This window comes from Ancylobacter moscoviensis (genome assembly GCF_007559435.1).
Taxonomy (GTDB): domain Bacteria; phylum Pseudomonadota; class Alphaproteobacteria; order Rhizobiales; family Xanthobacteraceae; genus Ancylobacter; species Ancylobacter moscoviensis.
This window is the reverse complement of the sequence record NZ_VMBP01000004.1, coordinates 402449-428011: the sequence shown is the minus strand read 5'-3', so window position 1 is coordinate 428011 and position 25563 is coordinate 402449. Positions and strand designations below refer to the sequence as shown.

The window sequence follows — 25563 nt, the reverse complement described above, 5'->3', positions numbered from 1 at the left end:
CACGGCGTGTATCAGTGGCGGTATTCCGCGCGATACCGAAGGACGCCATGCCTGCTGAAGAGACTGTCTGGATCGTCCTCAAAGATGGCTGCCGGCTCGCGGCGCGGCTGTGGTTGCCAGAGAGCGCAGGGCCGGTGCCGGCCGTCCTCGAATATCTGCCCTATCGCCGCCGAGACCGCCATCGCGGCGACGACGCCATCCTGCATCCAGGCCTCGCCGCCGCCGGCTACGCGGCCATCCGGGTGGACATGCGCGGGGCCGGCGATTCCGACGGCACGATGGATGACGAATACACGCCGCAGGAATGGGCCGACGCCAATGAGGTGATCGCCTGGATTGCGCAGCAGCCCTGGTGCTCCGGTGCCGTCGGCCTGATCGGGCTTTCCTGGAGCGCCTTCAATGCGCTGCAAATCGCTGCCACGCGACCGCCGGCACTGAAGGCAATCGTCACCGTCTGCGGCTCGGACGACCGTTTCGCCGACGACATGCACTACATGGGCGGGGCGCTGCTGAACGACAATCTGCAGTACGGCTCGACTCTGTTCACCTGGCTGGCGCCCCCGCCGGACCCGGAGATCGTGGGGACAAGCTGGCGCGAAATGTGGCTCGCTCGCATGGAGGCGATCAGCGAGCCGCCGGCCGCACGCTGGATGCGCCATGCCGATCGCGACGCCTACTGGCAAAGCGGCTCGGTCTGCGAGGACTATTCCCGTATCGAGGTGCCGGTGCTGGCTGTCGGCGGCTGGGCCGACGGCTACACCAATGCGGTGCACCGGCTGTTGTCCAATCTTTCGGGGCCGCGCAAGGGCGTGATCGGGCCGAACGGCCACGCCTATTCGCATGTCGCGACGCCCGGCCCTGCTTTTGACTTCATCGGCGTTGCCACCCGCTGGTTCGATCGCTGGATGAAGGACATCGACAATGGCATCGAGGCGGAGCCGATGCTTACCGCCTGGATGCAGGACTACGAGCCGCCGAAGCCGCAATATGACGTGCGGCAGGGCCACTGGGTGGCGGAGGCGCAGTGGCCGAGCGCCAACGTGGCGCCCCATACGCTCTACCTCTCTCCAGACGGGCTGGGCGAGGAGAGAGCACCCTTCGCCGTAACGGTGAAGTCGCCGGCAACGGTCGGCCTCGCCTCGGGCGAATGGTGCCCCTATGGCTGGGGCCCCGACATGCCGGGCGACCAGCGCGAGGACGATGCCGGCTCGGCCTGCTTCGACAGCGCGCCCCTCGATGCGGCAATCGAAATCCTCGGCCGCCCGGAAGTGACACTGAACCTCAAGGTGGACCGGCCGGAGGCGGTCCTCGCCGTCCGGCTCAACACCGTCGCGCCGGATGGCACCAGCGCCCGCGTCACCTATGGCCTGATCAACCTCGCCCATCGCGGCGGCTTCGCGGCCGGCAAGCCGCTCGTTCCCGGCGAGAGCGTCGAGGTGACAGTGCCGCTGAAGGTCAGCGGCTATCGCATTCCCGCCGGGCACCGGCTGCGGCTCGCCGTCTCCACACAGTATTGGCCGCTCACCATGCCGCTGCCGGTCGCGGCGGCGGTGACGCTGGAGGCGGGCTCCCTCAGCCTGCCGGTCCGGCGCGGGGAGGGGGCTGCTGCCCCCGATCTGGGCGGGGCCTGGTCGCCGCCGCCGCTGGAGACGCTGGTGGTCGAGGCGCCGGCGCGCGGCCGCCTGAGGATCGCCCAGGAGGTCGCGACCGGCCGCACCACCGTCGAGGTGGTGCGTAATCTCGGCGCCATCCGCATCGCCGAGACCGGGCTGGAACTGCGGGCGCTGGGCAGCGAGACCTATGCGACGCTGCGCGACGATCCCTCGGCCGCCTCTTCCTTCGCCTATCGCAAGGCCGAGTTCATCCGTGGCGACTGGCACGCGTGCATCGAGACCCGCAGCACGCTGACCGCAACGCCGACCGGCTGGCGGCTCCACGCTGAATACGACGCCTACGACCATGGCGAGCGCATCTTCGCCCGCCAGTGGACCGTCGAGACGCCGCGCGCCGGCGCACCCGGGAGCGCGGAGCCGGGGAGCGCGGGCCGATGAGCCTCTACGACTTCCTCGCCACCCGCTGGGAGGACATCCTCGCCGTTTCCTGGTGGCATTTGCGGCTGTCGCTGATGGCGGTCGGGCTCGCGCTCGGCATCGGCCTGCCGCTCGGCGTGCTCAGCCACATGAACCGGCTGGCGGCGGCGCTGGTACTCAACACGGTCAGCATCATCTACACCGTGCCGACGCTCGCCCTGTTCGGGCTGATGATCCCTCTGCTGGGCATCGGCGTCATCCCCGCCATCGTGGCTGTGGTGCTCTATTCGCTGCTGCCGGTGGTGCAGAACACCTATACTGGCCTCGCCAATATCGACCCCAATCTGCGCGAGGTCGCGGTCGGCATGGGCATGGGCCGCCTCACCCGCTTGTTCCGGGTCGAGCTGCCGCTCGCCCTGCCGGTGATCTTTGCCGGGCTGCGGGTGGCGGTGGTCAACGCCATCGGCATGGTCACGCTCGCCTCGCTCATCGCCGCCGGCGGCCTCGGCGACCTGATCTTCCGCGGCATCTCCATCATGTCGTGGAACCTCGTCATCGCCGGCTCGGTGCCGGTGCTGGTCATGGCGCTCGGCGCCGATTTCCTCCTGAAGCTCGCCGAGCAGCGCCTCTCCCGCTCCCGCGAGGTGGCCGCGCCATGAGCTTCACCGAATATGTCGAGGTCTTCGGCGACAACATCCTCTATCTGCTCGAGCAGCACGTCATCCTGTTCGCTATCGCGCTCGCCGCCGCCATCGTGATCGGCGTCGCCCTCGGCACGCTGGTGCACCGTTTCAAGGGGCTCGGCACGCTGATCGTGCCGGTGGTCAATGTGCTGCAGGCCTGCCCCGAGATCGTGCTGCTGGCGCTGTCGATCCCGCTGCTCGGCATCGGCATTTCGGGCGCGCTGATCCCGCTCTTCGTCAAGGGCGTGCTGCCGATTCTGCGCAACACGACGAGCGGCTTCGCCTCGATCGATCCGCGCATGCTGGAGGCTGCCCGCGGCATGGGCATGTCGCCGGCGCAGATCCTCCTGCGGGTGGAGGTGCCGGCCGTGCTGCCCATCGTCATTGCCGGCGTGCGCATCTCGGCGGTGATGCTCGTCTCGGTGTTGACCCTCACCGCCTATATCGGCGTCGACAGCCTCGGCACCCTGATCCTGCAGGGCATTTCCCGCATGGATACGACACCGCTGATCATCGGCTCCGGCCTCACCGCGCTGCTCGCCGTCACTGTCAACTACCTGCTGTTCGGGCTGGAACGTCTCGCCAGCCGGCGCGTATCATAGGAGGCGCGCCATGGCGCTCCAGGTCGAGTTCCGCGATGTCACGAAGGAGTTCCCCGGAACGCCGCCGGCGGTCGACCGCCTGTCGCTGACCATCGAGGCCGGCAGCATCCTCGCTCTCGTCGGGCCGTCCGGTTGCGGCAAGACGACGACGATGAAGATGATCAACCGTCTGATCGAGCCGTCGAGCGGCGAGATCTATCTCGGCGACGCTCCCATTTCGCACATGCCGCTGAAAGAGCTTCGCCGGATGATCGGTTACGTCATCCAGTATGTCGGGCTGTTCCCGCATATGAGCGTCGCCGAGAACATCGCCATCGTTCCCAAGCTGCTCGGCTGGAACAAGGCGCGCATAGACGCCCGGATCGACGAACTGCTCGCCCTCGTCGGTCTCCCGCCCGAGCACCGCGCGCGCTATCCGCGCAGCCTGTCGGGCGGCCAGCAGCAGCGCGTCGGCGTCGCCCGCGCACTCGCCGCCGATCCGCCGGTGCTTTTGATGGACGAGCCCTTCGGTGCGCTCGATCCCATCACCCGCGTGCGCATCCAGGATGAGTTGCTGGCGATCCAGAGCAAGGTGCGCAAGACCATCGTCATCGTTACCCACGACATGGACGAGGCGATCCGGCTCGGCGACAAGGTCGCGGTACTGCGCGCCGGAAGGCTCGTCCAGCACGAGCCGCCGGTCGACATATTGCGCCATCCGAAGGACGCCTTCGTCGCCGAGTTGATCGGCCACGACCGGTTGGTGAAGCTGCTCAGCACGCTCCCTGTCGCTTCGGTCATGAGCGAGGACGCCGCGCCGGGGGAGGCCCCGGCCGTCGGCCGCGAGGCGACGCTGGAAACGGCGTTCCTGCGCATGCTCGACACCGGGCGCGACGCGCTGGCGGTCGAGGGCGGCGGCAGCCTTCATATACGCGACTTGCTGCGCGCGAGCATAGGCTGAGGAGGCGAGGATGCAGCAGTCCGCAGCCTCCCATGAGGTCGAATGCCATCGGAACGTCTGGATTCCGATGCCGGATGGTGTGCGCCTCGCGGCCCGGCTGTGGCTGCCGGCCGGCCATGACGGGCCGGTGCCGGCGATCGTCGAATACATCCCCTACCGCAAGTCCGACGGCATGTCCGCGCGGGACGCGCGGGTGCATCCCTTCTTCGCCGGACACGGCTATGCGGCCGTGCGCATCGACATTCGCGGCTCTGGCGATTCCGAGGGGCTGCTGGCGGACGAATATACGCCGCAGGAGCAGGCGGACGCGCTGGCCGCGCTGGAATGGATCGCCGCCCAGCCCTGGTGCGATGGCCGGATCGGCATGATGGGCATCTCCTGGGGCGGCTTCAACTCATTGCAGATTGCCGCTCTGCGCCCGCCGCAGCTCAAGGCCATCATCACCGTCGGCTCGACCGACGACCGCTACGCCGACGACGTCCACTACATGGGCGGCTGCCCGCTCAGCGCCAACCTCACCTGGTCACAGACCTTCTTCGCCGACCTCTCCCGGCCGCCGGACCCGGAGGTCGTCGGTGAGCGCTGGCGCGACATGTGGCTGGAGCGGGTCGACAACGCGCAGCTCTTCATCGCCGAATGGGCCCGTCATCCGCTGCGCGACCCCTATTGGCAACACGGTTCGGTCTGTGAGGATTTTTCCCGCATCGAGGTGCCGGTGCTGGCCGTCGGCGGCTGGTCGGATTCCTACACCAACGCCGTCCCGCGCCTCGTCGCCGGCCTTCCCGGCGTGGCGAAGGGGCTGATCGGGCCTTGGGGGCACGACTACCCCCATCTCGCCGTGCCCGGCCCGCAGATCGACTTCCTCCGCGAGTGCCTGCGCTGGTGGGACCGCTGGCTGAAGGGCATCGCCAATGCCGTCGACCAGCTTCCGGCGTTGCGGGTGTGGCTGCAGGACGAGCTTCCCGCGGAGCCCATCCATGTCGAGCGCCCCGGGCGCTGGGTGGGATTCGAGAGCTGGCCCTCGGCCGAGACCATCGGGCGCCGGCTTTATCTCGGCGTTGGCAGGCTTGAGCCGGCACGGGGCGACGAGGTCGAGCTGAGGCATCTGAGCCCGCTCGACAATGGCTTCGGCGCAGGGGAATGGTGCGCCTATGGCGTCGGCGCCGACCAGCCGACCGACCAGCGCGAGGATGACGCCCGCTCGCTCTGCTTCGACACGCCGCCGCTCGAAGCGGACCTTTCTGCCATCGGCCAGCCGGTCGTTCACCTTGAGCTCTCGACCGACCGGCCCCGTGCCATGGTGGCGGTGCGGCTGAACGACGTCGCCCCCGACGGCGCCTCGTCGCGGGTGAGCTACGGCCTGCTCAACCTCAACCATATCGAAGGCCATGAACGCTTCGTCGCGCTGGAGCCGGGCCGCCGCTATGCGGTCGACATTGCGCTCAACGACATCGCCCATCGCTTCAAGGCCGGGCACCGCATCCGTGTCGCCGTCTCCACCTCCTACTGGCCGACCGCCTGGCCGGCGCCGGAGCCGGCGACGCTGAGCCTCATCGCCGGTGCCAGCCGGCTCGACCTGCCGACATGGCAGCCGGGGGCCGCCTCGCGCTTCCTGCCCGGCATGGAGCCGCCGCAGGCGCCGCCGCCGGAGCCGCGCACGACTCTGCGCGCCGGCAGCTTCCGCCGCGAATTGTCGAGCGAGCTCGTCTCCGGCACCCGCCGCATGCATGTGCGCCTCGACTATGGCGACGAACTGATCGAGTCGAGCGGCATGGTCGTTGGCCGGATCAACGACGAGACCTACGAGGTCGAGGCCGGCGATCCGCTCTCCGCCCGCATTGAGACCGGCTGGACCATGACCATGGCGCGCGGCGACTGGTCGGTCCGCACCGAGAGCGTCGCCCGGATGACCGGCGACGCCGAGAGCTTCCGCCTCACCGCGCGGCTCGACCTCTTCGAGGGCGACACCCTCGCCAGGACAAGAACATGGGACGTGAGAATTCCCAGGGAAAGCAGTCTCAACCACGACGCGGAAAACAGCGTCGCATATCCAGAGGAACAGAATACATGACCAGGCTCTTCACCCGCCGTGCCGTGTGCGCCGCCGCTGCGGCCACGCTCGCCTTCACCGCCGTCTCGCTGCCCAAGGCGCAGGCCGCCGACGCCATCAAGATCGGCTGGCCCAACATCACCGAGCAGGCCATGCTCGGCATCATGGCCGCGCTGGTCATCGAGAAGAAGCTTGGCCTGCCGGTCGAGCGCTTCCCCAATCTCGGCGGCACCGGCATCGCCCAGCAGGCGATCATCTCCGGCGCTATCGACGTGCTGCCGGACTATACCGGCGACGCGCTGGCCAACGTCCTGAAGAAGGACCCGATCACCGACCCCAAAAAGGCATTCGAGGTGGTCCGCGACGGCTACAAAGACCAGTACAAGATCACCTGGCTGTCGCCGACCAGCTTCAACAACACCTATGCGCTGGCGCTGAAGGCGGACAAGGCCAAGGAACTGAACATCAAGATCATTTCCGACCTTGCCCCGCAGGCGCCGAAGTGGACGCTGGGCTCCTCGGTCGAGTTCGCCGCACGCCCGCTCGACGGCTATCCCGGCATGAGCAAGCATTACGGCTTCAAGTTCGGCTCGATCAAGCCGATGGAGATCGGCCTGATGTACACCGCGGTCGATAGCGGCTCGGTCGACGTGATCGTCGCCTTCGCCACCGATGCGCGCATCGGCAAGGTCGGCCTCGCCGTGCTCGACGACGACAAGCTGTTCTTCCCGGCCTACAACGCCGCCATCACCGTGCGCGACGACGTGCTCGCCAAGCACCCCGAGATCGGCCCGGCCATCGAGGCGGTGACCAACTCGCTCGACACCGAGACCCAGATCAAGCTGAACGGCATGGCGGACATTGACGGCATCGACGTCGAGAAGGTCGCCGAGACCTATCTGAAGGAGAAGGGTTTCATCCCTAAGTGAAGCGGGCTCCGGCAAGTGCCTGAACTGATTGGGCCGGGGTCGAGAGATCCCGGTCTTCTGTCTTGAGAGGTTACCATGACGGACAGCCTGCGCATCGCGGTCGCCCAGACGGGAACGGCGCCGGAAAGCCATGACGCGGCGATCGCCCTGCTGGAGCAGTCTATCGCCGGTGCACCTGCCGCCGAGCTCATCGTGCTACCGGAGCTCGCTCTGTGCGGCTATGGCGACGCCGAGCGAGTCCGCCGTCTCGCCGTAGCGCAACACTCCCCCTTCATCGAGCGTGTGCAGGACCTCGCCCGCCGCGCAGGGAAGGGCTTCATCGCCGGCTATGCCGAGGAGGGGGACGGCGTGCGCTACAATTCCGCCATCGCCATCGGTTCGGACGGGGCGATCCGCGGCAATTATCGCAAGGTCAATCTTTGGGGGCCGCACGAGAAGAGCCTGTTCTCGCCCGGCACGCCATCGACGGTGATGGAGTGGGGCGGGCTGAAGCTGGGTTTGTTGATCTGCTACGACCTCGAATTCGCCGAGGCGGCCCGCGACCTCGTGCTGCGCGGTGCGGACACGCTGATCGTCATCAGCGCCACCAGCCATCCCTACCGCGTGGTGCCGGAGGTGCTGGTGCCGGCGCGCGGCTATGAGAATGGCTGCCACGTTGTCTATGCCAATGTCGTCGGCCTTGACGCGGGGTTCAACTTCATCGGCATGAGCCGCATTACCGCACCGGACGGGTCGGTGCTCGCCGCCGCACCGGCGGAAGGTCCGGCGCTGATCGAGGCCGAGGTGAAGCCCGCCACCGTCCATGCCTGGCGGGTGGGGCACAATTATCTCGCCGATCGCCGTTCGGACCTCTACCGGCTCGGGTAACGCCCAGCCATCCCGCTTTCCCGGCTCGCTCCATCCTAAGGTGCTCGACCAGAGGCCGGGCCTCCGAGGATGCTCGTCCTGGTGCGTTTGAGCGATCTCCTTCGAGGCTCGCCACGCTCGCACCTCAGGATGAAGCTGATCCGCGAAGCGATCCTCAGATCAGCCCCTGCTGCTTCAGGAAGCCGGCTGCCACTTCCTCGACCGTCTTCTTGTCGACGTCGATAGAAGCGTTCAGCTTGGCCATGGTCTGATCGTCCAGCTTGGCGGAGAGGCCGTTGAGAATCTCGGCGAGCTGCGGGTTGGCGTCGAGCACCGCCTTGCGGATGACCGGGGTCATCGCATAGGTCGGGAAATAACCCTTGTCGTCCTTCAGCACCACGAAGTCGAAGGCAGGGATACGCCCGTCGGTCGCGAAGACCAGGCCGACATCGACCTGGCCATCCTTCAGGGCCTGGTAGACGATGCCGGTGTCCATGCGCTTGACGTTGTCGCGGCCGAAGGTGAAGCCATAGCTCTCCTCCAGCGGCTTCAACCCGTCGGGACGGGCGTAGAATTCTGCGTTGGAGCCGAAGCTCAGTTTTTCGCCGCCGTTGATCTTGGCCGCGAGGTCGGAGATCGAGGTGATGCCCTTGGCCCTGGCGTCGGCCGCGCGCATGGCGAAGGAATAGGTGTTGTTCGCCTTGGACGGATTGAGCCAGACGAGGCCTTTGGGCGTGTCGAGCTCCTTCACCTTGGCGTAGGTCGCGGCAGCATCGAGCTTGTCGGTCACCTTGTTGAAGGTGATCAGCGAGGTGCCGGTGTATTCCCAATAGACGTCGATTTGGCCGTTCTCCTGTGCCTGACGCAGCGGCGCGGTGCCGAGGCCGGTGCGCTTGTCGACGTTGAAGCCCTTGGCCTTGAGCAACTGGGCCGTCATCTCCGACATCAGCTGTTGCTCGGTGTAGTTCTTGCCGCCGACCACGACGGTAGTGGCGCTGGCAGCGCTCACCACGCCGAGGAAGGCGGCGGCAACGGCCGCGGTCTTCAGGAAACGCATCTTCTTCTCCTCTGGATGTTGTTATCTCAAGGGGTTGACGCCGCGCGGCACCAACCAGAACTGCAACTGTCCGGCGATGAAATCGACCGCCACGGCAAGCAGGGCGGTCGGGATCGCGCCGGCGAGCAGCAGGCCGGTGTCCATCAGGTCGATGCCAGTGAAGATCAGCTCGCCGAGCCCGCCGCCGCCGATCAGGAAGGCGAGCGGCACGGTGCCGACATTGATGGCGAGCGCCGTGCGGATGCCGGCGGCGATGACGAAGAGCGCGTTGGGGATCTCGACCTGCAGCAGGATTTGCAGGTTGGTCATGCCCATTCCTCGCGCCGCCTCGATCAGAGCCGGCGGCACGGCGCGCAACCCGGCCACGGTGTTGAGCACGATGGGCAGTAAGGTGAGCACCGCGAGGCCGAAGATCGCCGGCGGTGCGCCGAGCCCTAGCACCGTCATCGCCAGCGCCAGGATGGCGAGGGTAGGGACGGTGGTGCCGAGATTGATGAGTTGCGTCAGCACCGGTCCGAACAGGCCGAGGCTGCGGCGCGCCAACAATATGCCGATGGGGATGCCGGTGGCGATGGCGATCCCGCCGGAGATCGCCACCAGCTCGAGATGCTGCACGGTGAGGAAGGCGATGTCCTCGCGATACTGCATCATCGCGCCCAGCGTGCCGCTCGTGCTCGCCCACACGCCGAGCGTGAAGACGAGGGCAAGGGTGGCGACCCGCCACAGCGCTGCCAGCGCCCGCGCCTGATGTCTATGCGCCTCCACCATCATCGATCCCGGTAGGTGGCGCCCAACAGATGGGTAATGCTGCGCTGGGTGATATAGCCTTGGTAGACGCCCTCAGTGCTGACGCAGGCGAGCCAGGACTGGTCGTTAGCGAACATCTGCGACACCGCGTTGCGCAGATTGTCGTCGACATGCACGACACTGGTTAGCTTCTCGTAGTGCTCCCCGACCCGCCCGCGCTTGCCGTGCAGGGCCTCCAGCCGCACGAAGCCGAGCACCTTGCCCTGCGGGCCGACCATCACCACCGAGACGTGGCCGTGCCGCTTCATGAGCGCGACGGCGGTGTCGACGTCGTCGTCCGGCGTCACACGCGGAGGCTCGGTAGCCATGGCGTCGCGCACGGTGATCAGCCGCAGGCGCTTCAGCGTGCGGTCGTGGCCGACGAAGTCGGCCACGAAGCTGTCGACGGGATGGGCGAGGATATTGTCCGGCGTGTCGTACTGGATGAGCCGCCCGGAGCGGAAGATGGCAATGCGCGAGGCCATCTTCACCGCCTCGTCGATGTCGTGGCTCACGAAGATCACGGTCTTCTTCATCGCCGCCTGCAGCTTCATGAACTCGTCCTGGATCACCTCGCGGTTGATCGGATCGATGGCGCCGAAGGGCTCGTCCATGAGCAGCACTGGCGGGTCGGCCGCCAGCGCGCGGATGACGCCGACGCGCTGTTGCTGACCTCCGGAGAGTTCCTTCGGGTAGCGCTTGGCGTAAGCTGCGGGCTCGAGATTGACCATCTCAAGCAGCTCGGCGGCGCGCTTGCGCGAGGTCTTGCGATCCTGGCCGAGCATGTCGGGGACGACGCAGATATTGTCCTCGACGGTCTTGTTGGGGAAAAGGCCAATCTGCTGGATGACGTAGCCGATGGAGCGGCGCAGCTGCACCGGGTCGACCTCGGTCACGTCCTTGCCGCCGATGAAGATGCGCCCGCCCGACGGCTCGATCAGGCGGTTGATCATCTTCATCGTCGTGGTCTTGCCGCAGCCGGAAGGGCCGAGCAGCACGCAAACCTCGCCGGCGCCGACTTCTATGCTGACATTGTCGACGGCGGTGATGCCGCCATAGATCTTGGTGAGGTTCTTCAGCCGGATCATGTCGCCCCGACGTTACGGTTGGCGCAGGCCGACGGGGGTGAGCCGTCGCTGCAGCAGGAGGAGGCCGAGATCGGCGATGATGGCGAGCACGCTGACCGCGACGGCGCCGGTGATGAGCTGGCGCGGGTCGGTCTGCGAGATGCCGCGCGAGATGAAGACGCCGAGGCCGCCGGCGCCGATATAGGTCGCGATGGTAGCGATCGCGATGTTCAGCACCACGGCGTTGCGTACGCCGTTGACGATGACCGGCAGTGCGATGGGCAGCTCGACCTCGCGCAGGCGCCGGAACGCCGTCATCCCCATGCCGCGCGCGGCCTCGCGCAGCGCCGGGTCGATGTTCATGATGGCAGCATAGGTGTTCCGGATGATCGGCAGCTGCGAATAGAAGATCAGCGCGATCACCGCGGGCAGGTAGCCGATGCCGTGGCCGATCGGCGAGAGCACCGGGATGAGCAGCCCGAAGAAGGCGATGGACGGGATCGTCATGATGATGGCCGCGGCATAGAGCACGCGGTCGGCGGCGACGCGGCTCTGCGTGATGAGGATGCCGATGGGCACGCCGGTGAACACGGCGATGCTCACCGACACGCCGACGAGCGAGATGTGCTCCCACCCGCGAGCAAGAATCTGCGGCCAGTTGGCAATGGCGAAATTCAGCGTCTCCAAACGACGAGTCCCTGTTGCCGATCCCGTTTCCGAGTGAGCCCGATGCTCCAACGTCTCTACTCATGCACGGGGGACGGCGCGGTTTCGTGGAATTTTCGACACCGTGAAAAAGGATTCCGACATCGGCCGGTTTCCGCCGATGAATTCTGCCTGGAGAATGGGCGTGCCTGGTTTGGGGCTGAGGGAGCGGAGGGTGGCGCACGGTGTCGCGTTTCTGATCCCGCTCGTCGCAAAGCCGAGGGTGCAAAGCGCGCGCTCGCTGCAAGGATTGGCACAAGCCGGGCCTTAGCTTCGCATCGATGGCCCGCCGTCCAAAGGCGACAGCATGAACGTCCAGAACTTCATCCACGATCTGCGTTATTCCGATCTGCCGGCTCCAGTCGCAGCGCTCGCGCGCCGATGTCTGCTCGACCTCGTCGGCGTCGCCGCGAGCGGGCGGCGCACCGACCTGGCGCGGATCGTCACCAATCACGCCGCCCGCCAGTTCGGCGCGGGCGAGGGGCGCGGGGCGCGCATGATCTTCGATGGCAGGCGCGTCTCACCGGTGGGCGCGGCCTATGCCGGCGCCTCGCTGATCGATTCTTTCGACGCCCATGACGGCCATGTCCTGACAAAGGGCCATGCCGGCGTCGCCATCCTGCCCGCGCTGCTCGCCTTCTGGGAGGCGGAGGACCTGGCGCTGGACGACCGCGAGGTGCTGACCTCCATCGTCATCGGCTACGAGATCGCCACCCGCGCCGGCATCGCGCTGCACGCCAGCGCCTGCGACTACCACACCTCCGGCGCGTGGAACTCGCTTGCCTGCGCCGCGCTCGGCGCCCGGCTGATGAAGCTCTCGTCGGCGCAGACCCGCGAGGCGCTCGGCACGGCCGAATATCACGGCCCGCGCAGCCAGATGATGCGCTGCATCGATTATCCCACCATGCTGAAGGACGGCTCGGGCTGGGGCGCGCTGGTCGGCGTCTCCGCCGCCTATCTCGCCGCCGACGGCTTCACCGGCGCGCCCGCGCTGACGCTGGAGGCGCCCGAGCAGCAGGCGCTGTGGGGCGACCTCGGCTCGCGCTGGTACATCCTCGAACAGTATTTCAAGCCCTATCCGGTCTGCCGCTGGGCCCAGCCGGCGGTGCAGGCGGCGCGCGACCTGATGGCGGCGCACGGCCTGACCGGCACGGACATCGCCGATGTCGAGGTGCGCTCCTTCGCCGAGGCGGTGCGCCTCGCCTCCGCCCGTCCCGCCACGACGGAGGAGGCGCAGTACAGCTTGCCGTTCCCGCTCGCCGCGATGATCCTGCGCGGGCGCATCGGCGCCGACGAGATCACCGGCGCCGGACTGAAGGATGCCGAGGTGCTGGACCTCTCCTCCTCCATCCGCCTCGTCGAGGATCCGGCGATCTGCGCCCGCTTCCCCGCCGAGCGCTTCGCCGTCGTCTCCCTCGGCACGAAGGACGGGCGCCGTTTCACCTCGGAATGGACGCAGGCGCATGGCGGACCGGCCAATCCTCTGTCCGACGCGGAAATCTCCGCCAAGTATCGGGGGCTGGCCGGCGAGCTCGGCGACAATCGCCGGCAGGCCATCGAGGCACTGGTCACCGGCATGGGCACCGGCACGCCGGCGGCGGACCTCGCCGAGCTGGTGCTGGAGCCGATCGGAGCGGCCGCATGACGGTCGACTACCGTTCCGTCGCCGACAAGAAACTCGCCGTCGAAGGTCACGCCCAGCTCCTCGTCATCGGCGCTGGCCCGGCCGGTCTCGCCGCGGCGATCGAGGGCGCGCAGCGTGGCCTCTCGGTGGTGCTGATCGACGAGAATCCCGTGCCGTTCGAGACCATGGGCGAGAGCGTGCCGCTGCATTTCGGTGGCCGCGTCGGCGGCGCCGCGCGCAACCGCAACGCCATGATGGAGGCGATGCTGGAGAGCGCGCCTGCCATCGCCGACGCCTTCGAGCTCGGCGTCGACGTGCGCCTCGGCACGGCGTGCTGGGGGCTCTACGCTAACGGCGCCAATCTCGGCTGGATGCCGGCCCCGCTCGCTGGCCTTGCCGACGAGGAGAACGGCACGCACCTCGTCAGCTTCGAACGCGCCATCGTCGCCACCGGACGGCGTGACATGGGCCTTGCCTTTCCCGGCTGGGAGCAGCCCGGCGTGATGGGCGCGTCGGCAGCGGTGCAGCTGGCGACACGCTATGGCGCGCTCGACGGCAGCCGCGCTGTGGTGCTCGGCTCGACCGCCGAGGCGCTGCTGGCAGCGCTCACCCTGCGCGAGAGCGGCGTCACCGTGGCGGCGATCATCGAGCAGGCGGCCGAGCCCGTCGGCCCGGCCGATCTTGTCGTGCAGCTCCGCGCGGCCGGCATCGACATTCACTGCGGCGAGGTGGTGCGTGCCGTCGAGGCCGACCTCAACGGCGTCTCCGGTGCCGTGACCCGCTCGGGCACCATCCTCTGCGACCTCATCGTGCTCGGCATCGGCGCGGTGCCGATGGTCGACCTCCTCGACGCAGCCGGCTGCCGGCTCGCCTTCCAGGCCGAGCGTGGCGGCTACACGCCGCTGCTCGATGCCGACGGACGCACCAGCGTCGAGGTGATCCAGGCGGTGGGCGACTGTGCCGGCATCTGGCCGGCCAAGAGCCGCGACGCGACCGTCGCCGAGGCCGAGGCCCGCCACGCGGTCGCGGCCGTCGCCGCATCTCTGGGGGTGGTCGGTGAAGGGACCGCGCCGGCGCCGCCCCCGGGCGAAGCGGCCTATGACATTGGCGCCTACCGCAAGGACTGGGTACGCGCGAGCATCATCGAGGCCGTCGGCGAACCCTATGTCTGCCAGTGCGAGGAGGTCACCGCGCGCGAGATTCTCGAAGTGCGGCCACCCCGCTATCTCAACTGGCAGGCCGCCGACAATCGCGAGCGCACGCTCGCCGCGATCCTCGGCGAAGGACCGCCCAATCCCGACCAGATCAAGCGGCTCACCCGCGCCGGCATGGGGCCGTGCCAGGGCCGGCGCTGCCGCGAGCAGGTGCAGGCGTTGCTTGCCCTGCAATCTGCCGTGCCGCTCGGCGCCGTGCCGCTCGCCGGCTATCGAGCCCCGGTCCGTCCGCTCACCCTCGCTGCGGCGGCGCCGAAGAACGAGGATCCGGCCTTCGGCGAGCAGTGGGATTCCTGGTTCGGAATGCCGCGCCAGTGGGTGCCGTTCTGGGACGTGGACGACGAGTACACCGTAGCCAGCCTAGCCGTGGAAAAGCCGCATGCCAGCGAGTGAGATCAGGGAGCCCGAGGGTCGGGGCGCGTCCGTCGTCGTGGTCGGCGGCGGGGTGACGGGGCTCAGCGCCGCCTGGTGGCTGGCACGCGCCGGCGTTGACGTGCTCGTCATCGAGAAAGGCATCGTCGGCTGGGAGGCCTCCGGCCGCAATGGCGGCGGCTGCTCGCATCATCACTCGCCGCTTTTCGCCGAGGAGCAGCGGCTCTGGCCGCTGATGGACGAACTGCTCGGCTACCCGACCGAGTTCCAGCCGAACCGCATCCGCATCGCGCTCAACGAGAAGCAGCTTGCGCTCTACAGCCGTGCCGTGGTGAACGCCCGCCACCAGGGCTTCCTCATCGACGAGATCGACGCGAAGCAGGTGCGTGAGCTGGTGCCGCTCGCTGGCGACAACGTGTTCGCCGGCCATTACTACCATTTCGGCGGCCACGCTAATCCGCACCGGACCGTGCAGGGCTATGCGTGGGGGTTGCAGGACCTTGGCGGGCGGATCATGCAGCACACTGCCGTCACCGGCTTTGCGGCCGATGGCGGTAAGGTGGTCGCGGTGGAGACCGACAAGGGGAACTTCGGCTGCGATCATCTCGTCCTCGCGGCCGGCCCGCAGACCGGGCCGCTCGCCGCCATGCTCGGCCTCGACATCCCGATGAAGGTGGCGCGGGCCGAGATGATCGTCACCGAGGCGCTGCCGCTGATGCCGCTCGGCGGCGTCGACGGCAACGGCCTCTACGGCCGACAGACGCTGCGCGGCAACCTCGCCTATGGCGGTGGCCCGCATGAATGGGTGGAGACCGAACAACTGCCGGGCGGCGCGCGGCCGTCCACGCCACTGATGCAGAGCATCGCCAAGCGGGTGGCGGAACTGCTGCCACTCGCCGGCCATGCGAAGATCATCCGCTCGTGGGCGGGACTGATCGAGAATACGCCCGACGGGCGGCCGGTGATCGACCGGCCGGAAGGCTGGGACAACCTGACCGTCGCCACGCTGTCCGGCGTCGGCTTCGGCCTGTCGCCAGCGACAGGCCACGCCATCCAGCAACTGGTGACCGACGGCGCCTGCTCTTTCGCCGACCTGTCGACACTGCGCCTGGCGCGCTTCGCCCGGCTGGAGCCCGACTGGGCGGCGCTGCAGGGCTGGCAACCCATGGCCATGGCGTCGTGAGGATCACATATACGTCGTGCGCATGTCGCTTTCGTTGCTTTCTTGATGTTTTCGAGCCATTCTAAAGGCACCATTTTCCCTGTTGGTGCCGGCATGTTCTACGACTCGCTCGCCGAGCCGATCACCTTCAGCTTCCTGCTGATCGAAAATCTCTCGATGATGAGCCTGTCCTCGGCCATCGAGCCCCTGCGCTCGGCCAACAGGCTCATCGGCCGCGAAGCGTTCCGCTGGCGGCTGTGCAGCATCGACGGCGAGCCCGTCGTCGCCTCCAACGGCATCCGGCTCGATGCGCTGTCGGTCGAGCAGGCGCTGGACGGGGCGCACGCCCTCTTCGTCTGCGGCGGCATGCGGATCGCCCCGACGGACGTAAAGCGTTATCTCGCCGTGCTGCGCAACGCGGCGCGGCGCGGCATCGCGGTCGGCTCGCTGTCGACCGGCAGCTATCTGCTCGCCTGGGCCGGCCTGCTCGACGGCTATCGCTGTACCATCCACTGGGAGAACGGCGCCGCCTTCGAGGAGGACTTCCCGAAGGTGATCGCCACCGGCAAGATCTATGAGATCGACCGCGACCGGATGACCTGCTCGGGCGGCACCGCGGCGATGGACATGATGCTGCACGTCATCGCCGACCGCTACGACCCGGACCTCGCCCAGCGCGTCGCCAACCAGTTCCACCACGAGCGCATCCGCGATGCCAATGACGAGCAGCGCGGCGGCCGGCTGCGGCGCGTCGGCAGCCTGCCGGCGGCGCTCCAGCGCACCGTGCAGACGATGCAGAAGAACCTGGAAACCCCCGTCAGCGTCGGCGAGCTGGCGCAGGCGGCCGATCTCAGCGCCCGCCAGCTCGAACGCCTGTTCAACCAGCATCTCGGCGTGACGCCGGCGCGCTACTACCTGTCGCTGCGCGTCGACCGCGCGCGCGAATTGCTGATCTACACCAGCCAGCCGATCCTGGAGATCGCCGTCACCGTCGGCTTCGCCTCGACCTCGCATCTCGGCCAGTGGTTCAAGCGAATCTACGGCATGCGCCCGAGCGAGCTGCGCGAACGCGCCGGCCGGCGGCAGCTCGGCCAGCTCGCCGACGTCGCCTCCCTTTCACCCGCCGTCGCATTCGGGACGGACCCGCAGGCGAAACAATAGAATAATCGCCTGCGTCGAATGCCGGGAGCCGACCGATGAGCGCGATTGATAAAGTGTCCGAGCTGATGGCGCAGTACCGGGCGGGCTTCAGCCTGCCGGGCCCGCTCTATTACGATGCCGACGTGTTCGAGATGGAGATGAAGGCCATCTTCGGCACGCAGTGGCTATTCGCCTGCAACGAATGCGAGGTGAAGGAGCCCGGCGACTATCTCACCCTCGAGATCGGCCGCAACTCGATCATCATCGTGCGCGACGACAATGGCGAGGTGCAGGCTTGGCACAATACCTGCCGGCACCGCGGCTCGCGCATCTGCCAGGAGCACAAGGGCACGGTCGGGCGGCTGGTCTGCCCCTATCACCAGTGGACCTACGATCTCGACGGCAAGCTGCTCGCCGCGACACAGATGCCGGACGACTTCGATCCCAAGCGCTATTCGCTGAAGCCCGTGCACGTCGCCAACGTGTCCGGCCTCATCTATATCTGCCTCGCACAGACGCCGCCGGACCTCGACTATTTCAAGCAGACGGTGACGCCCTACATCGCCCCGCACCAGCCGGCGCGCACCAAGGTCGCGTTCGAGTCGGTGCTGATCGAGAAGGCCAACTGGAAGCTGGTCATCGAGAACAACCGCGAGTGCTACCACTGCGCCGGCAACCATCCGGAGCTTCTGGTGTCGCTGGTTGAGGCGGCGCTGCCGAACGACACCCGCACCCACTGGTTCGGCGACCTCATGAAGCGCAAGGGCGAGGAATGGGACGCACTCGGCCTGCCGCACCAGCCGGCGCAGGGCGGCATCGAGTTCCGCTGCATCCGCCTGCCGTTCAATGAGGGTGTGACCTCGATGACCATGGACGGCAGACCGGCCTGCAAGAAGCTGGTCGGCGACCTCACGGAGCGTGACCTCGGCTCGGTGCGCATGTTCCATGTGCCGAACAACTGGAACCACTTCCTCTCGGACCACATCATCCATTTCCGTGTGCTGCCGCGCGGCCCGATGGAGACCGAGGTGCGCACCACCTGGCTGGTGCACGAGGACGCCGTCGAGGGCTGGGACTACGACGTGAACCGGCTCGCAGAGGTCTGGCAGGTCACCAACCAGCAGGACCAGGTGCTGGCCGAGCAGAACTTCCTCGGCGTGCAGTCCGACGCCTATGAGCCCGGCCCCTATTCGCCGGCGGGCGAGTTCATGATCCTCGACTTCAATCGCTGGTATACGACGACGATGCACGAGCATCTGCCGCCGGGCGCCACGAGCCTCCGGGTGGCGGCCGAGTAATGTCGCCCCGCGAGATGCGCCTTGCCTGCGTCGGCCGCCGGCAGGAGACCGCCGACGTCGTGACCTTCGCCTTCCGCGATGTCGAGGGCCGGCCGCTGAAGCACCTGCCGGGGCAGGCGCTGACGCTCGCCCTGCCGCTGCCGGACGAGATCGCGTGGCGCACCTTCACCATCGCCTCCTCGCCGACGCGGCCGGCCGAGGTCGAGCTCACGGTGAAGGCGGCACCGAACGGCCACGCCACGCGCTGGATGCACGAGGCGCTGCGGCCCGGCGTCGAGATCGAGGCGCGCGGCCCGGTGGGGCAATTCTCTATCGCCCATCACTACGCACCGTCCTTCGCGCTGATCTCCGGCGGCAGCGGCATCACCCCGATGATGTCGATGCTGCGCTGGCTGGCTGACCGCGGCGAGAGCGTTGATGTCGTCTTCCTGCACGCCGCGCGCGCGCCGGCGGACTTTCTGTTCGCCGAGGAGCTCGCCGCGCTGGACCGGGAGACGGCGAATCTGCGGATCGTAACCGTCGTCGCCGACGTGCCGGCAGGCCAGAGCTGGACAGGTTATCGCGGCGTGATCGACCGTCGCATGATGGCGCTGATGGTGCCGGACCTCGCGCGCCGCGAGGTGTTCTGCTGCGGGCCGGCGGGCTTCATGGCGGCCATCGGGCGCATCTTCGACGCCGAGGGCGGTGAGGCGGCGCATTTCCACACCGAGAGCTTCGGCGCGCCGAAGGCGGCGCAGGACCAGGACGCCCCGGCCCCGGTTTCGGATGGAGCGTCGCCCGCACCGGCGGGGCCGGTGCTGACCTTCGACGGCCGGATGATCCCGACCGTCACGGGCACGACGGTGCTCGCCGCCGCGCGGGCCGGGGGCATCGTCATCCCGACCGGGTGTCAGGAAGGCATGTGCGGCACCTGCCGGGTAAGGAAGCTTCACGGCGAGGTGGAGATGACGCACAAGGGGGGCATCACCTCGCGGGAGGAGCGCCAGGGCTACATCCTCGCCTGTTGCTCACGTCTGAAAGGCGATGTCGAGGTGACGACCGGGAGATGATCGTCGGGCGGGAGGGAGTCGAGCGTTCGACGGAAAAATGCCGTTCGATCAGCCGAGTCTGCGGAGCCCAGATATGCTTGGGTCTCAGGGGCAGCTTGGCCCTAACGAGCCGACCGGCATCGTGATGCTTGTGCTGTGAGTGGTCTCCTGAACGCTAATTTTCTCGCGATCTGACGCAGCGAGCGCTCAGAACAGCCGAACCGGCGGGCGATGTCGCCGGGCTGACGAGACGCGAGCGAAGTCATCGAGGGCGCCGATACTCCGTGGAGTTCCTCACTTCAGCGACAAAGCTAGTCCGCTCAAGTCAAGGCTGACGATTACGCCCTTTTGCTCGCCGCTCAGCTCCAAAATGGCGCCGTTCTGGTTAGTTAGAACGACGACTTGCGCGCCTTTTCCGAGGGCGGCGCCAGCACCGCCCTGGGCATAGACCCCTGAAACGTCCGACGGACGGCGGATATTTCTGACCGTTCCGTGGAGTCGCGTCTCAGAAGCGCCGAAGGTGAAGCCATAACTCAGCCCCCCGACCGAGAGCGGATATTTGCGGCCCTGAAACGTCAGCACACCGTCTCCGGCCGATCCGCCGACCACGAATCCGGCCTTCAAGATCCGGATGCTGATTGAGCCGTCGGCGGCGCTCGCCATCGATACGGCGCTTATGAGCATTGATAGCGCGAGGAGCCCGCCCCGTAGTACCGACAAGACTTTCATCGACGATACCTTCCAAACGAGAGTGATGCGGCATGTTACCCATCGCTAGACAACGCTCACTCTGGCGTTTGGTTGCTCGACAATCAACCGTGAGACGTGAACGCCTTTTCGTTGCTCCAAGGCTGATGCCGCCTGTGCGCCTCCCACTCCGGCGGCTGTCGGGGCATGGGTAAGTCTGCATGCGGTGCACGGCAACCATTTGGCCGTTCCGGCCGGCGTCACGGGCCCGCTTTCGGCAAGAACCGGGCATCCGGCGTTAGCGGCTCAACGGAGTGCCTCCGCGAGGCGTAGCAGCAGTGCCGTGACCATCGGGGGATCAAGAGGTGACGCGGCGTTCCGCAGCCGCGTCTCCGCATCGGCCACGATCCCGGAGGCGGCTTCGAGGGTGCTACGGCCGAGGGCCGTCAGTTCGGTCGTCTGAACGCGCCCGTGTTCGGGATGGGGTGTCCGCGCGATAAAGCCGGAACGCTCGAGCCCGACCAGGATGGCCTGCATGGTCTGCGGAGTCACGAAGGCGCGGCGCGCGAGCGCGGCGTTCGAGGCACCCGGTTCGACTTCCAGGAAGGCGAGCACCGCATATTGGGGCGTCGTCAGCCCCATCTCACGCAGTCCGCCATCCAGCCGGGTGCGAAGCGCCTGTTGAGCCTGCTTCAACGCAAAGCCGATCGTCGCGTACGGATCGTCCATCTGCGCGCGGACCTTGCGTCTTGACATATAAGGGCCCTTATAACTATGTATCAGCCTCCTGATATTAACCGGCTCGCGTAGCCTAGGGAAAGCCCAATCATGCCCCATCTGATCGGACCCGATTTCATCGGTATCCAAGCCGAAGATCTCGAAGCGGCACGGAAATTCTACGCGGACGTCGTGGGGCTGAAGGTCGCCGCCAAGAGCCCTCCGGGAGCCGTGGTGTTCGACACCAAGCCGATACCGTTCGCCGTCCGCATCCCCGTGGTCGACCTCGGAGATACGGACAAGCTCGGTGAGGGCATTGCCGTCTGGTTCGGCTGTGATGACGCCGACGCCCTGCACGACCATCTGATCGAGCAGGGCGTGCCCATTCTCTTCGCGCCCAAGGATGGACCGTTCGGCCGCTATTTCGCGTTCCGCGATCCGTTCGGCTACGCGATCACGGCCCATACGGTCGCGCCATCCTGAGGGGGAATGAAGCGGCCGGGCCTTTGGTCAACCCTTCTGGTTCAGGCCGAATGCCGGGTGATGAATCAGCTCCCCGCGCGGCTCAGTGCCGTCGAAGGGCAGGGCCTGAACCACCTCGGGAGGACAGCCAGTCACGCCCAGACCCGGGAACGCCCGAAAGCCGAACCGGGCGTAATAGGCGGGGTCGCCCACCAGCGCCGCGCCGCGGCTGGTCGCCCGCAGCCGGCGCAGGGCCTCGGTCATCAGGGCGCTGCCGATGCCCTCGCGATGTCTCGACGGCAAGACGACCAGCGGACCGATCAGGCTCCAGCCATCCCGAGTCCCGATTCGCGCTGGCGAGGCGGCGAGATAGCCGATGATCTCGCCGTCCTCCTCGGCCACGAGAGAGAGGCTGAGCCCGCCCTCCGCGCGAAGTTTCTCAACGATGCCCGCCTCGGTTCCGGTGGATTGCGCCAGCATCCGGAGCGCTTCGGTGACGAGCCGGCTGATTGCGGGGATATCGCCGGCGGTTTCGTTACGGATCAACATGTCATGCTTTCTGAACTCGGGTGGCGTGCACGGTAATCGAGTGCGTGCTGCTGACAAGGTCGGCCTTGTTTCGAGCGCGCCGCATCGCTCTTCTTCTCCCCTGAATTGACCCGCGTCATGGCGCCGGGACTGCCAAGCGCGGATAGTAGCCGGATGCGCAAGGGAGACGACGATGACGCGCGTCAACAACCGCCTGTTCTGGGGCTTCTGGATCGTGCTCGGCCTGTTCTGGCTGGCACTGAATCCCGGCATCTTCGCCGCCGGGAATTTCTTCGCGCTGCGCGGACAGATGGTGCAGCTCACCGGTGTTCTGGCGATGGCGGCGATGAGCGTGGCGATGGTGCTGTCGCTGCGGCCGCGCTGGCCGGAGGCGCGGCTGGGCGGCCTCGACAAGATGTACCGGCTGCACAAATGGCTGGGCATCGGCGCGCTGGGACTGGCGGTGTTCCACTGGCTGTGGTCGCAGGGGCCGAAATGGGCGGTCGGCTTCGGCCTGCTTGAGCGCCCGAATCGCGGCCCGCGGCCGGAGATCACCGATCCGGTCCACCAGTTCCTGCTCGACCTGCGGGGCACCGCCGAGGGGCTGGGCGAATGGGCCTTCTACGCCGTCGTCGCGCTGCTGCTGATCGCACTGATCAAGCTCATTCCCTACCACGTCTTCCGCTACAGCCACCGGCTCGTCCCGGTCGCCTATCTCGTGCTGGCGTTCCATGCCGTGGTGCTGCTCGACTACGGCATGTGGACGACCCCGCTCGGGCCGGTGATGGCGATCCTGCTGCTGGCGGGCTGCTATGCGGCCCTCGTCTCGCTCGCGGGGCGGATCGGCGCCGGCCGGCGCATCGCCGGCGAGATCGCTGCGTTGCGCCATTATCCCGGCGTACGCTCGCTGGAGGCCGTGGTGAAGCTGGGGCCCGGATGGCGCGGCCACGCCGCCGGGCAGTTCGCCTTCGCCACCTCGAACGCCTTCGAGGGCGCGCATCCCTACACCATCGCCTCGGCGTGGAACCCGGCCGCACCGAGCGTCACCTTCATCGCCAAGGAGCTCGGCGATCACACGACCGGGCTGGTGGACCGGCTGAAGGTCGGCCAGAAGATCACCGTCGAGGGGCCCTATGGCTGCTTCACCTTCGAGGACGGGCTGCCGCACCAGATCTGGGTCGGCGCCGGCATCGGAATCACTCCCTTCGTGGCGCGGCTGAAGGAGCTGGCGGCGCTGGAGCCCGGCGCCGTGCGGCCGGAGATCGACCTGTTCCACACCACGCGGGAGGTGGACGAGGCGGCGCTGGAGCGCCTCGCGCACGATGCCCAGGCGGCGAATGTGCGCCTGCATCTGCTGATCGACGCGCGCCACGGCCGGCTGACCGGCAAGCGCATCCGCGAGACGGTGCCGAACTGGCGGGAGGCGAGCCTGTGGTTCTGCGGTCCCAGCGGCTTCGGCGCTGCGCTGCGGGCCGACTTCGCCGCCCATGACATGCCGGTCGAGGGTCGGTTCCATCAGGAGCTGTTCGAGCTCCGGTAAGTGATGACGGACGGGGCGGGAGCGGGCCTGCGAGGGCGCTTCCGCCCCGTCTTTATGCGTTCTTTATGCGGCGCTGCGGTATTTCGGATCGAACCCTTATCCAAGCACGCCTAGATCGTCGCCAGCTCAATAGAAGGAGCTGGATCATGCTCGATTTCATCTATCTCGCCATCGCCGTCGGCTTCTTCCTGCTGATGGCGATCTATGCGCGCACCGTGTCGAAGGGGTGAGGCGATGTTCGACCTCGTTCTCGGCAGCGCCGTCGCGCTGGCTCTTGCCGTCTACCTCGTGGCCGCCCTGCTGCGGCCCGAGAAGTTCTGACGCGCATCTCCCCCTTCCGAAGACTTCCGCCGAAAGGCATCCATCATGACCGTTCTCGGTTGGCTCCAGATAGCCATCGTCCTCGCGCTCGTCGTCGTCGCGGCCGTGCCGCTTGGCGGCTACATGGCGCGCGTCTATGCCGGCGAGCGCACGCTGCTCTCGACCGTGTTCGGCCCCGTCGAGCGGGGTCTCTACCGCCTGGCCGGCGTCGATCCGGCGCGCGAACAGGGCGCGCTCGCCTATACGCTCGGCATGCTCGCCTTCAACGCGGCGGGGCTGGTGCTGCTCTATGCCATCCTACGGCTTCAGGGCTTCCTGCCGTTCAACCCGCTGGGCTTTGCCGGGGTGAGCCCCGACCTCGCCTTCAACACGGCGGTGAGCTTCGTCTCCAACACCAACTGGCAGTCCTATGGCGGCGAGACCACCATGAGCCTGTTCAGCCAGATGGCCGGGCTCACGGTGCAGAACTTCCTCTCCGCCGCCACCGGCCTCGCGCTGGCGGTCGCGCTGGTGCGGGCCTTCGCGCGCTCCAATGCCTCGACCGTCGGCAATTTCTTCGTCGATATGACGCGCTCGACGCTCTATGTGCTGCTGCCGCTCGCCGTCATCACGGCGCTGGTGCAGGTGTGGATGGGCGTCCCGCAGACGCTCGACGCCACGGCGGCCGCGACCACGCTGGAAGGCGCGCAGCAGACCATCGCCATGGGGCCGGTCGCGACGCAGATGGCGATCAAGCAGCTCGGCACCAATGGCGGCGGCTTCTTCAACGTCAACGCCGCGCACCCGTTCGAGAACCCGACCGCGCTCTCCAACGCGCTGGAGATCTGGCAGATGCTGGTCGTCTCCACGGCGCTCGTCTTCGCCTTCGGCCGCCTCATCGGCGACCGCCGGCAGGCGCGGGCGCTGATCGCGACGATCGCCGTCATCCTCGTCGCCGGCATCGCGGTCGCCTACTGGGCGGAAGCGGCGGGCACCCCTTCGCTCCTCGCGGCGGGCGTCGATCCCGCCGGCGGCAACATGGAAGGCAAGGAGGTCCGCTTCGGCCTCGCAGCTTCCTCGCTCTTCGCGGCAGTGACCACCGGCCTGTCGGACGGCGGCGTCAACGCCATGCACGGCTCCTTCACGCCGCTGGGCGGGCTCGCGCCGATGTTCCTGATGCAGCTCGGCGAGATCCTGCCGGGCGGCGTCGGCTCCGGCCTCTATGGCCTGCTCGTCATGTCGATCATCGCCGTCTTCGTGGCGGGGCTGATGGTCGGGCGCACGCCGGAATATCTCGGCAAGAAGATCGAGGTGGCCGAGGTGAAGATGGCGATCCTCGCCGTGCTGATCCTGCCGACGGCGATCCTCGGCTTCTCGGCAGTGGCAGCGGTTCTGCCGACCGCGCTTTCCGGCCTCGGCAATGCCGGACCGCACGGCCTGTCGGAGATCCTCTACGCCTATTCCTCGGCGGCGGGGAACAACGGCTCGGCCTTCGGCGGCCTCTCGGCGAACAGCCCCTGGTGGAACACCACGCTCGGCCTCGCCATGCTGCTCGGGCGCTTCGCCTACATCGTGCCGATGATGGCGATTGCCGGCTCGCTCGCCTCCAAGACGCGGCTCACCGCCTCGACCGGCACCTTCCCGACCCACGGGCTGCTGTTCGTCGGCCTGCTGGTCGGCGTCATCCTGATCCTCGGCGGTCTGCAGTTCTTCCCCGCTCTCGCCCTCGGCCCCATCGCCGAGCAGGTGCAGATGCTGGCCGGCAAGACCTTCTGACAGATCGCGTTCGGAGACAT

Annotated in this window: 24 protein-coding genes; 17 read left to right on the top strand and 7 right to left on the bottom strand. The window is 67.5% G+C overall.

All coding sequences use genetic code 11. The features are described 5' to 3' along the window. The first annotated feature begins 47 nt into the window (after window positions 1-47). The 7 genes from FO470_RS14485 (at window position 48) to FO470_RS14455 (ending at window position 8101) form a co-directional block, all read left to right on the top strand. Entirely contained in the window at window positions 48-2051 is a 2004-nt protein-coding gene (locus tag FO470_RS14485; RefSeq protein WP_144343662.1) for a CocE/NonD family hydrolase, read from the top strand. Then, entirely contained in the window at window positions 2048-2689 is a 642-nt protein-coding gene (locus tag FO470_RS14480) for an ABC transporter permease (RefSeq protein WP_144343661.1), read from the top strand. Before FO470_RS14485 ends, FO470_RS14480 begins: the two co-directional genes overlap by 4 nt. Further along, complete coding sequence (locus tag FO470_RS14475; RefSeq protein ID WP_144343660.1) at window positions 2686-3315, top strand: ABC transporter permease; 630 nt, start codon at window positions 2686-2688, stop codon at window positions 3313-3315. The genes FO470_RS14480 and FO470_RS14475 overlap by 4 nt, the downstream gene beginning before the upstream one ends. Before the next feature lie 10 nt (window positions 3316-3325). Then, a complete protein-coding gene (locus tag FO470_RS14470; RefSeq protein WP_144343659.1) occupies window positions 3326-4255 on the top strand; it encodes an ABC transporter ATP-binding protein in 930 nt (309 codons plus the stop codon). 10 nt (window positions 4256-4265) lie between these two features. Beyond that, a complete protein-coding gene (locus FO470_RS14465) occupies window positions 4266-6326 on the top strand; it encodes a CocE/NonD family hydrolase (protein ID WP_144343658.1) in 2061 nt (686 codons plus the stop codon). Then, entirely contained in the window at window positions 6323-7234 is a 912-nt protein-coding gene (locus FO470_RS14460) for an ABC transporter substrate-binding protein (RefSeq protein ID WP_186291969.1), read from the top strand. The genes FO470_RS14465 and FO470_RS14460 overlap by 4 nt, the downstream gene beginning before the upstream one ends. A gap of 75 nt (window positions 7235-7309) precedes the next feature. Then, window positions 7310-8101 carry a nitrilase-related carbon-nitrogen hydrolase gene (locus FO470_RS14455; RefSeq protein ID WP_144343656.1) on the top strand — a complete coding sequence of 264 codons (792 nt, stop codon included), beginning with the start codon at window positions 7310-7312 and terminating at the stop codon, window positions 8099-8101. Window positions 8102-8255: 154 nt separating this feature from the next. Here FO470_RS14455 and FO470_RS14450 read toward each other — a convergent pair whose 3' ends face one another. Genes FO470_RS14450 through FO470_RS14435 form a run of 4 tightly spaced genes read right to left on the bottom strand, consistent with a single transcriptional unit; the run spans window position 8256 to window position 11677 of the window. Next, window positions 8256-9137 (bottom strand): glycine betaine ABC transporter substrate-binding protein, encoded by an 882-nt coding sequence (locus tag FO470_RS14450; RefSeq protein ID WP_144343655.1) that lies wholly within the window; start codon window positions 9135-9137, stop codon window positions 8256-8258. 21 nt (window positions 9138-9158) lie between these two features. Then, on the bottom strand, window positions 9159-9908 hold the full coding sequence (locus FO470_RS14445; protein ID WP_144343654.1) for an ABC transporter permease: 750 nt from the start codon (window positions 9906-9908) through the stop codon (window positions 9159-9161). Continuing rightward, window positions 9905-11011: an ABC transporter ATP-binding protein gene (locus FO470_RS14440; protein ID WP_144343653.1), complete on the bottom strand. Its 1107-nt coding sequence runs from the start codon at window positions 11009-11011 to the stop codon at window positions 9905-9907. Before FO470_RS14440 ends, FO470_RS14445 begins: the two co-directional genes overlap by 4 nt. Before the next feature lie 12 nt (window positions 11012-11023). Further along, window positions 11024-11677: an ABC transporter permease gene (locus tag FO470_RS14435; RefSeq protein ID WP_144343652.1), complete on the bottom strand. Its 654-nt coding sequence runs from the start codon at window positions 11675-11677 to the stop codon at window positions 11024-11026. A 325-nt stretch (window positions 11678-12002) separates the two neighbouring features. On the opposite strand from FO470_RS14435, the gene FO470_RS14430 reads away from it, so the two are divergent. From FO470_RS14430 to FO470_RS14405, 6 genes are all read left to right on the top strand, one after another. Further along, window positions 12003-13340 carry an MmgE/PrpD family protein gene (locus tag FO470_RS14430; RefSeq protein ID WP_144343651.1) on the top strand — a complete coding sequence of 446 codons (1338 nt, stop codon included), beginning with the start codon at window positions 12003-12005 and terminating at the stop codon, window positions 13338-13340. After that, window positions 13337-14926, top strand: coding sequence for an FAD/NAD(P)-dependent oxidoreductase (locus FO470_RS14425; protein WP_144343650.1), 1590 nt, complete (start codon window positions 13337-13339; stop codon window positions 14924-14926). Before FO470_RS14430 ends, FO470_RS14425 begins: the two co-directional genes overlap by 4 nt. After that, window positions 14913-16088, top strand: a complete 1176-nt coding sequence (locus tag FO470_RS14420; protein WP_144343649.1) for an NAD(P)/FAD-dependent oxidoreductase — start codon at window positions 14913-14915, stop codon at window positions 16086-16088. Before FO470_RS14425 ends, FO470_RS14420 begins: the two co-directional genes overlap by 14 nt. Window positions 16089-16181: 93 nt before the next feature. Then, window positions 16182-17228, top strand: a complete 1047-nt coding sequence (locus FO470_RS14415; protein WP_144343648.1) for a GlxA family transcriptional regulator — start codon at window positions 16182-16184, stop codon at window positions 17226-17228. Between the two features lie 35 nt (window positions 17229-17263). Further along, the gene (locus FO470_RS14410) at window positions 17264-18505 is read left to right on the top strand and encodes an aromatic ring-hydroxylating oxygenase subunit alpha (protein ID WP_144343647.1); all 1242 of its coding nucleotides are present in this window, start codon (window positions 17264-17266) and stop codon (window positions 18503-18505) included. Beyond that, the gene (locus tag FO470_RS14405; protein WP_144343646.1) at window positions 18505-19554 is read left to right on the top strand and encodes an FAD-binding oxidoreductase; all 1050 of its coding nucleotides are present in this window, start codon (window positions 18505-18507) and stop codon (window positions 19552-19554) included. The genes FO470_RS14410 and FO470_RS14405 overlap by 1 nt, the downstream gene beginning before the upstream one ends. Before the next feature lie 273 nt (window positions 19555-19827). On the opposite strand, the gene FO470_RS14400 is transcribed toward FO470_RS14405, so the two are convergent. Both FO470_RS14400 and FO470_RS14395 read right to left on the bottom strand, forming a co-directional pair. After that, window positions 19828-20262 (bottom strand): lipid-binding SYLF domain-containing protein, encoded by a 435-nt coding sequence (locus FO470_RS14400; protein WP_144343645.1) that lies wholly within the window; start codon window positions 20260-20262, stop codon window positions 19828-19830. Window positions 20263-20526: 264 nt separating this feature from the next. After that, a complete protein-coding gene (locus FO470_RS14395) occupies window positions 20527-20949 on the bottom strand; it encodes a MarR family winged helix-turn-helix transcriptional regulator (protein ID WP_144343644.1) in 423 nt (140 codons plus the stop codon). 99 nt (window positions 20950-21048) lie between these two features. On the opposite strand from FO470_RS14395, the gene FO470_RS14390 reads away from it, so the two are divergent. Further along, complete coding sequence (locus FO470_RS14390; protein ID WP_144343643.1) at window positions 21049-21420, top strand: VOC family protein; 372 nt, start codon at window positions 21049-21051, stop codon at window positions 21418-21420. 27 nt (window positions 21421-21447) lie between these two features. Here FO470_RS14390 and FO470_RS14385 read toward each other — a convergent pair whose 3' ends face one another. After that, on the bottom strand, window positions 21448-21948 hold the full coding sequence (locus FO470_RS14385) for a GNAT family N-acetyltransferase (RefSeq protein WP_144343642.1): 501 nt from the start codon (window positions 21946-21948) through the stop codon (window positions 21448-21450). Between the two features lie 172 nt (window positions 21949-22120). Here FO470_RS14385 and FO470_RS14380 point away from each other — a divergent pair, with 172 nt between their 5' ends. The 3 genes from FO470_RS14380 (at window position 22121) to kdpA (ending at window position 25543) form a co-directional block, all read left to right on the top strand. Then, window positions 22121-23467 (top strand): ferredoxin reductase family protein, encoded by a 1347-nt coding sequence (locus tag FO470_RS14380; RefSeq protein ID WP_246659592.1) that lies wholly within the window; start codon window positions 22121-22123, stop codon window positions 23465-23467. A gap of 204 nt (window positions 23468-23671) precedes the next feature. Beyond that, window positions 23672-23788, top strand: coding sequence for a K(+)-transporting ATPase subunit F (gene kdpF / locus FO470_RS14375; protein WP_200837705.1), 117 nt, complete (start codon window positions 23672-23674; stop codon window positions 23786-23788). Window positions 23789-23833: 45 nt separating this feature from the next. Beyond that, window positions 23834-25543 (top strand): potassium-transporting ATPase subunit KdpA, encoded by a 1710-nt coding sequence (gene kdpA / locus FO470_RS14370; RefSeq protein WP_144343641.1) that lies wholly within the window; start codon window positions 23834-23836, stop codon window positions 25541-25543. Window positions 25544-25563 lie beyond the last annotated feature (20 nt).

Coding starts and splice junctions, on each gene's coding strand:
- FO470_RS14485 (WP_144343662.1), top strand. CDS start 48: ATGCCTGCTGAAGAGACTGTCTGGATCGTCCTCAAAGATGGCTGCCGG.
- FO470_RS14480 (WP_144343661.1), top strand. CDS start 2,048: ATGAGCCTCTACGACTTCCTCGCCACCCGCTGGGAGGACATCCTCGCC.
- FO470_RS14475 (WP_144343660.1), top strand. CDS start 2,686: ATGAGCTTCACCGAATATGTCGAGGTCTTCGGCGACAACATCCTCTAT.
- FO470_RS14470 (WP_144343659.1), top strand. CDS start 3,326: ATGGCGCTCCAGGTCGAGTTCCGCGATGTCACGAAGGAGTTCCCCGGA.
- FO470_RS14465 (WP_144343658.1), top strand. CDS start 4,266: ATGCAGCAGTCCGCAGCCTCCCATGAGGTCGAATGCCATCGGAACGTC.
- FO470_RS14460 (WP_186291969.1), top strand. CDS start 6,323: ATGACCAGGCTCTTCACCCGCCGTGCCGTGTGCGCCGCCGCTGCGGCC.
- FO470_RS14455 (WP_144343656.1), top strand. CDS start 7,310: ATGACGGACAGCCTGCGCATCGCGGTCGCCCAGACGGGAACGGCGCCG.
- FO470_RS14450 (WP_144343655.1), bottom strand. CDS start 9,137: ATGCGTTTCCTGAAGACCGCGGCCGTTGCCGCCGCCTTCCTCGGCGTG.
- FO470_RS14445 (WP_144343654.1), bottom strand. CDS start 9,908: ATGATGGTGGAGGCGCATAGACATCAGGCGCGGGCGCTGGCAGCGCTG.
- FO470_RS14440 (WP_144343653.1), bottom strand. CDS start 11,011: ATGATCCGGCTGAAGAACCTCACCAAGATCTATGGCGGCATCACCGCC.
- FO470_RS14430 (WP_144343651.1), top strand. CDS start 12,003: ATGAACGTCCAGAACTTCATCCACGATCTGCGTTATTCCGATCTGCCG.
- FO470_RS14425 (WP_144343650.1), top strand. CDS start 13,337: ATGACGGTCGACTACCGTTCCGTCGCCGACAAGAAACTCGCCGTCGAA.
- FO470_RS14420 (WP_144343649.1), top strand. CDS start 14,913: ATGCCAGCGAGTGAGATCAGGGAGCCCGAGGGTCGGGGCGCGTCCGTC.
- FO470_RS14415 (WP_144343648.1), top strand. CDS start 16,182: ATGTTCTACGACTCGCTCGCCGAGCCGATCACCTTCAGCTTCCTGCTG.
- FO470_RS14410 (WP_144343647.1), top strand. CDS start 17,264: ATGAGCGCGATTGATAAAGTGTCCGAGCTGATGGCGCAGTACCGGGCG.
- FO470_RS14405 (WP_144343646.1), top strand. CDS start 18,505: ATGTCGCCCCGCGAGATGCGCCTTGCCTGCGTCGGCCGCCGGCAGGAG.
- FO470_RS14400 (WP_144343645.1), bottom strand. CDS start 20,262: ATGAAAGTCTTGTCGGTACTACGGGGCGGGCTCCTCGCGCTATCAATG.
- FO470_RS14395 (WP_144343644.1), bottom strand. CDS start 20,949: ATGGACGATCCGTACGCGACGATCGGCTTTGCGTTGAAGCAGGCTCAA.
- FO470_RS14390 (WP_144343643.1), top strand. CDS start 21,049: ATGCCCCATCTGATCGGACCCGATTTCATCGGTATCCAAGCCGAAGAT.
- FO470_RS14385 (WP_144343642.1), bottom strand. CDS start 21,948: ATGTTGATCCGTAACGAAACCGCCGGCGATATCCCCGCAATCAGCCGG.
- FO470_RS14380 (WP_246659592.1), top strand. CDS start 22,121: ATGACGCGCGTCAACAACCGCCTGTTCTGGGGCTTCTGGATCGTGCTC.
- kdpF (WP_200837705.1), top strand. CDS start 23,672: ATGCGCGCACCGTGTCGAAGGGGTGAGGCGATGTTCGACCTCGTTCTC.
- kdpA (WP_144343641.1), top strand. CDS start 23,834: ATGACCGTTCTCGGTTGGCTCCAGATAGCCATCGTCCTCGCGCTCGTC.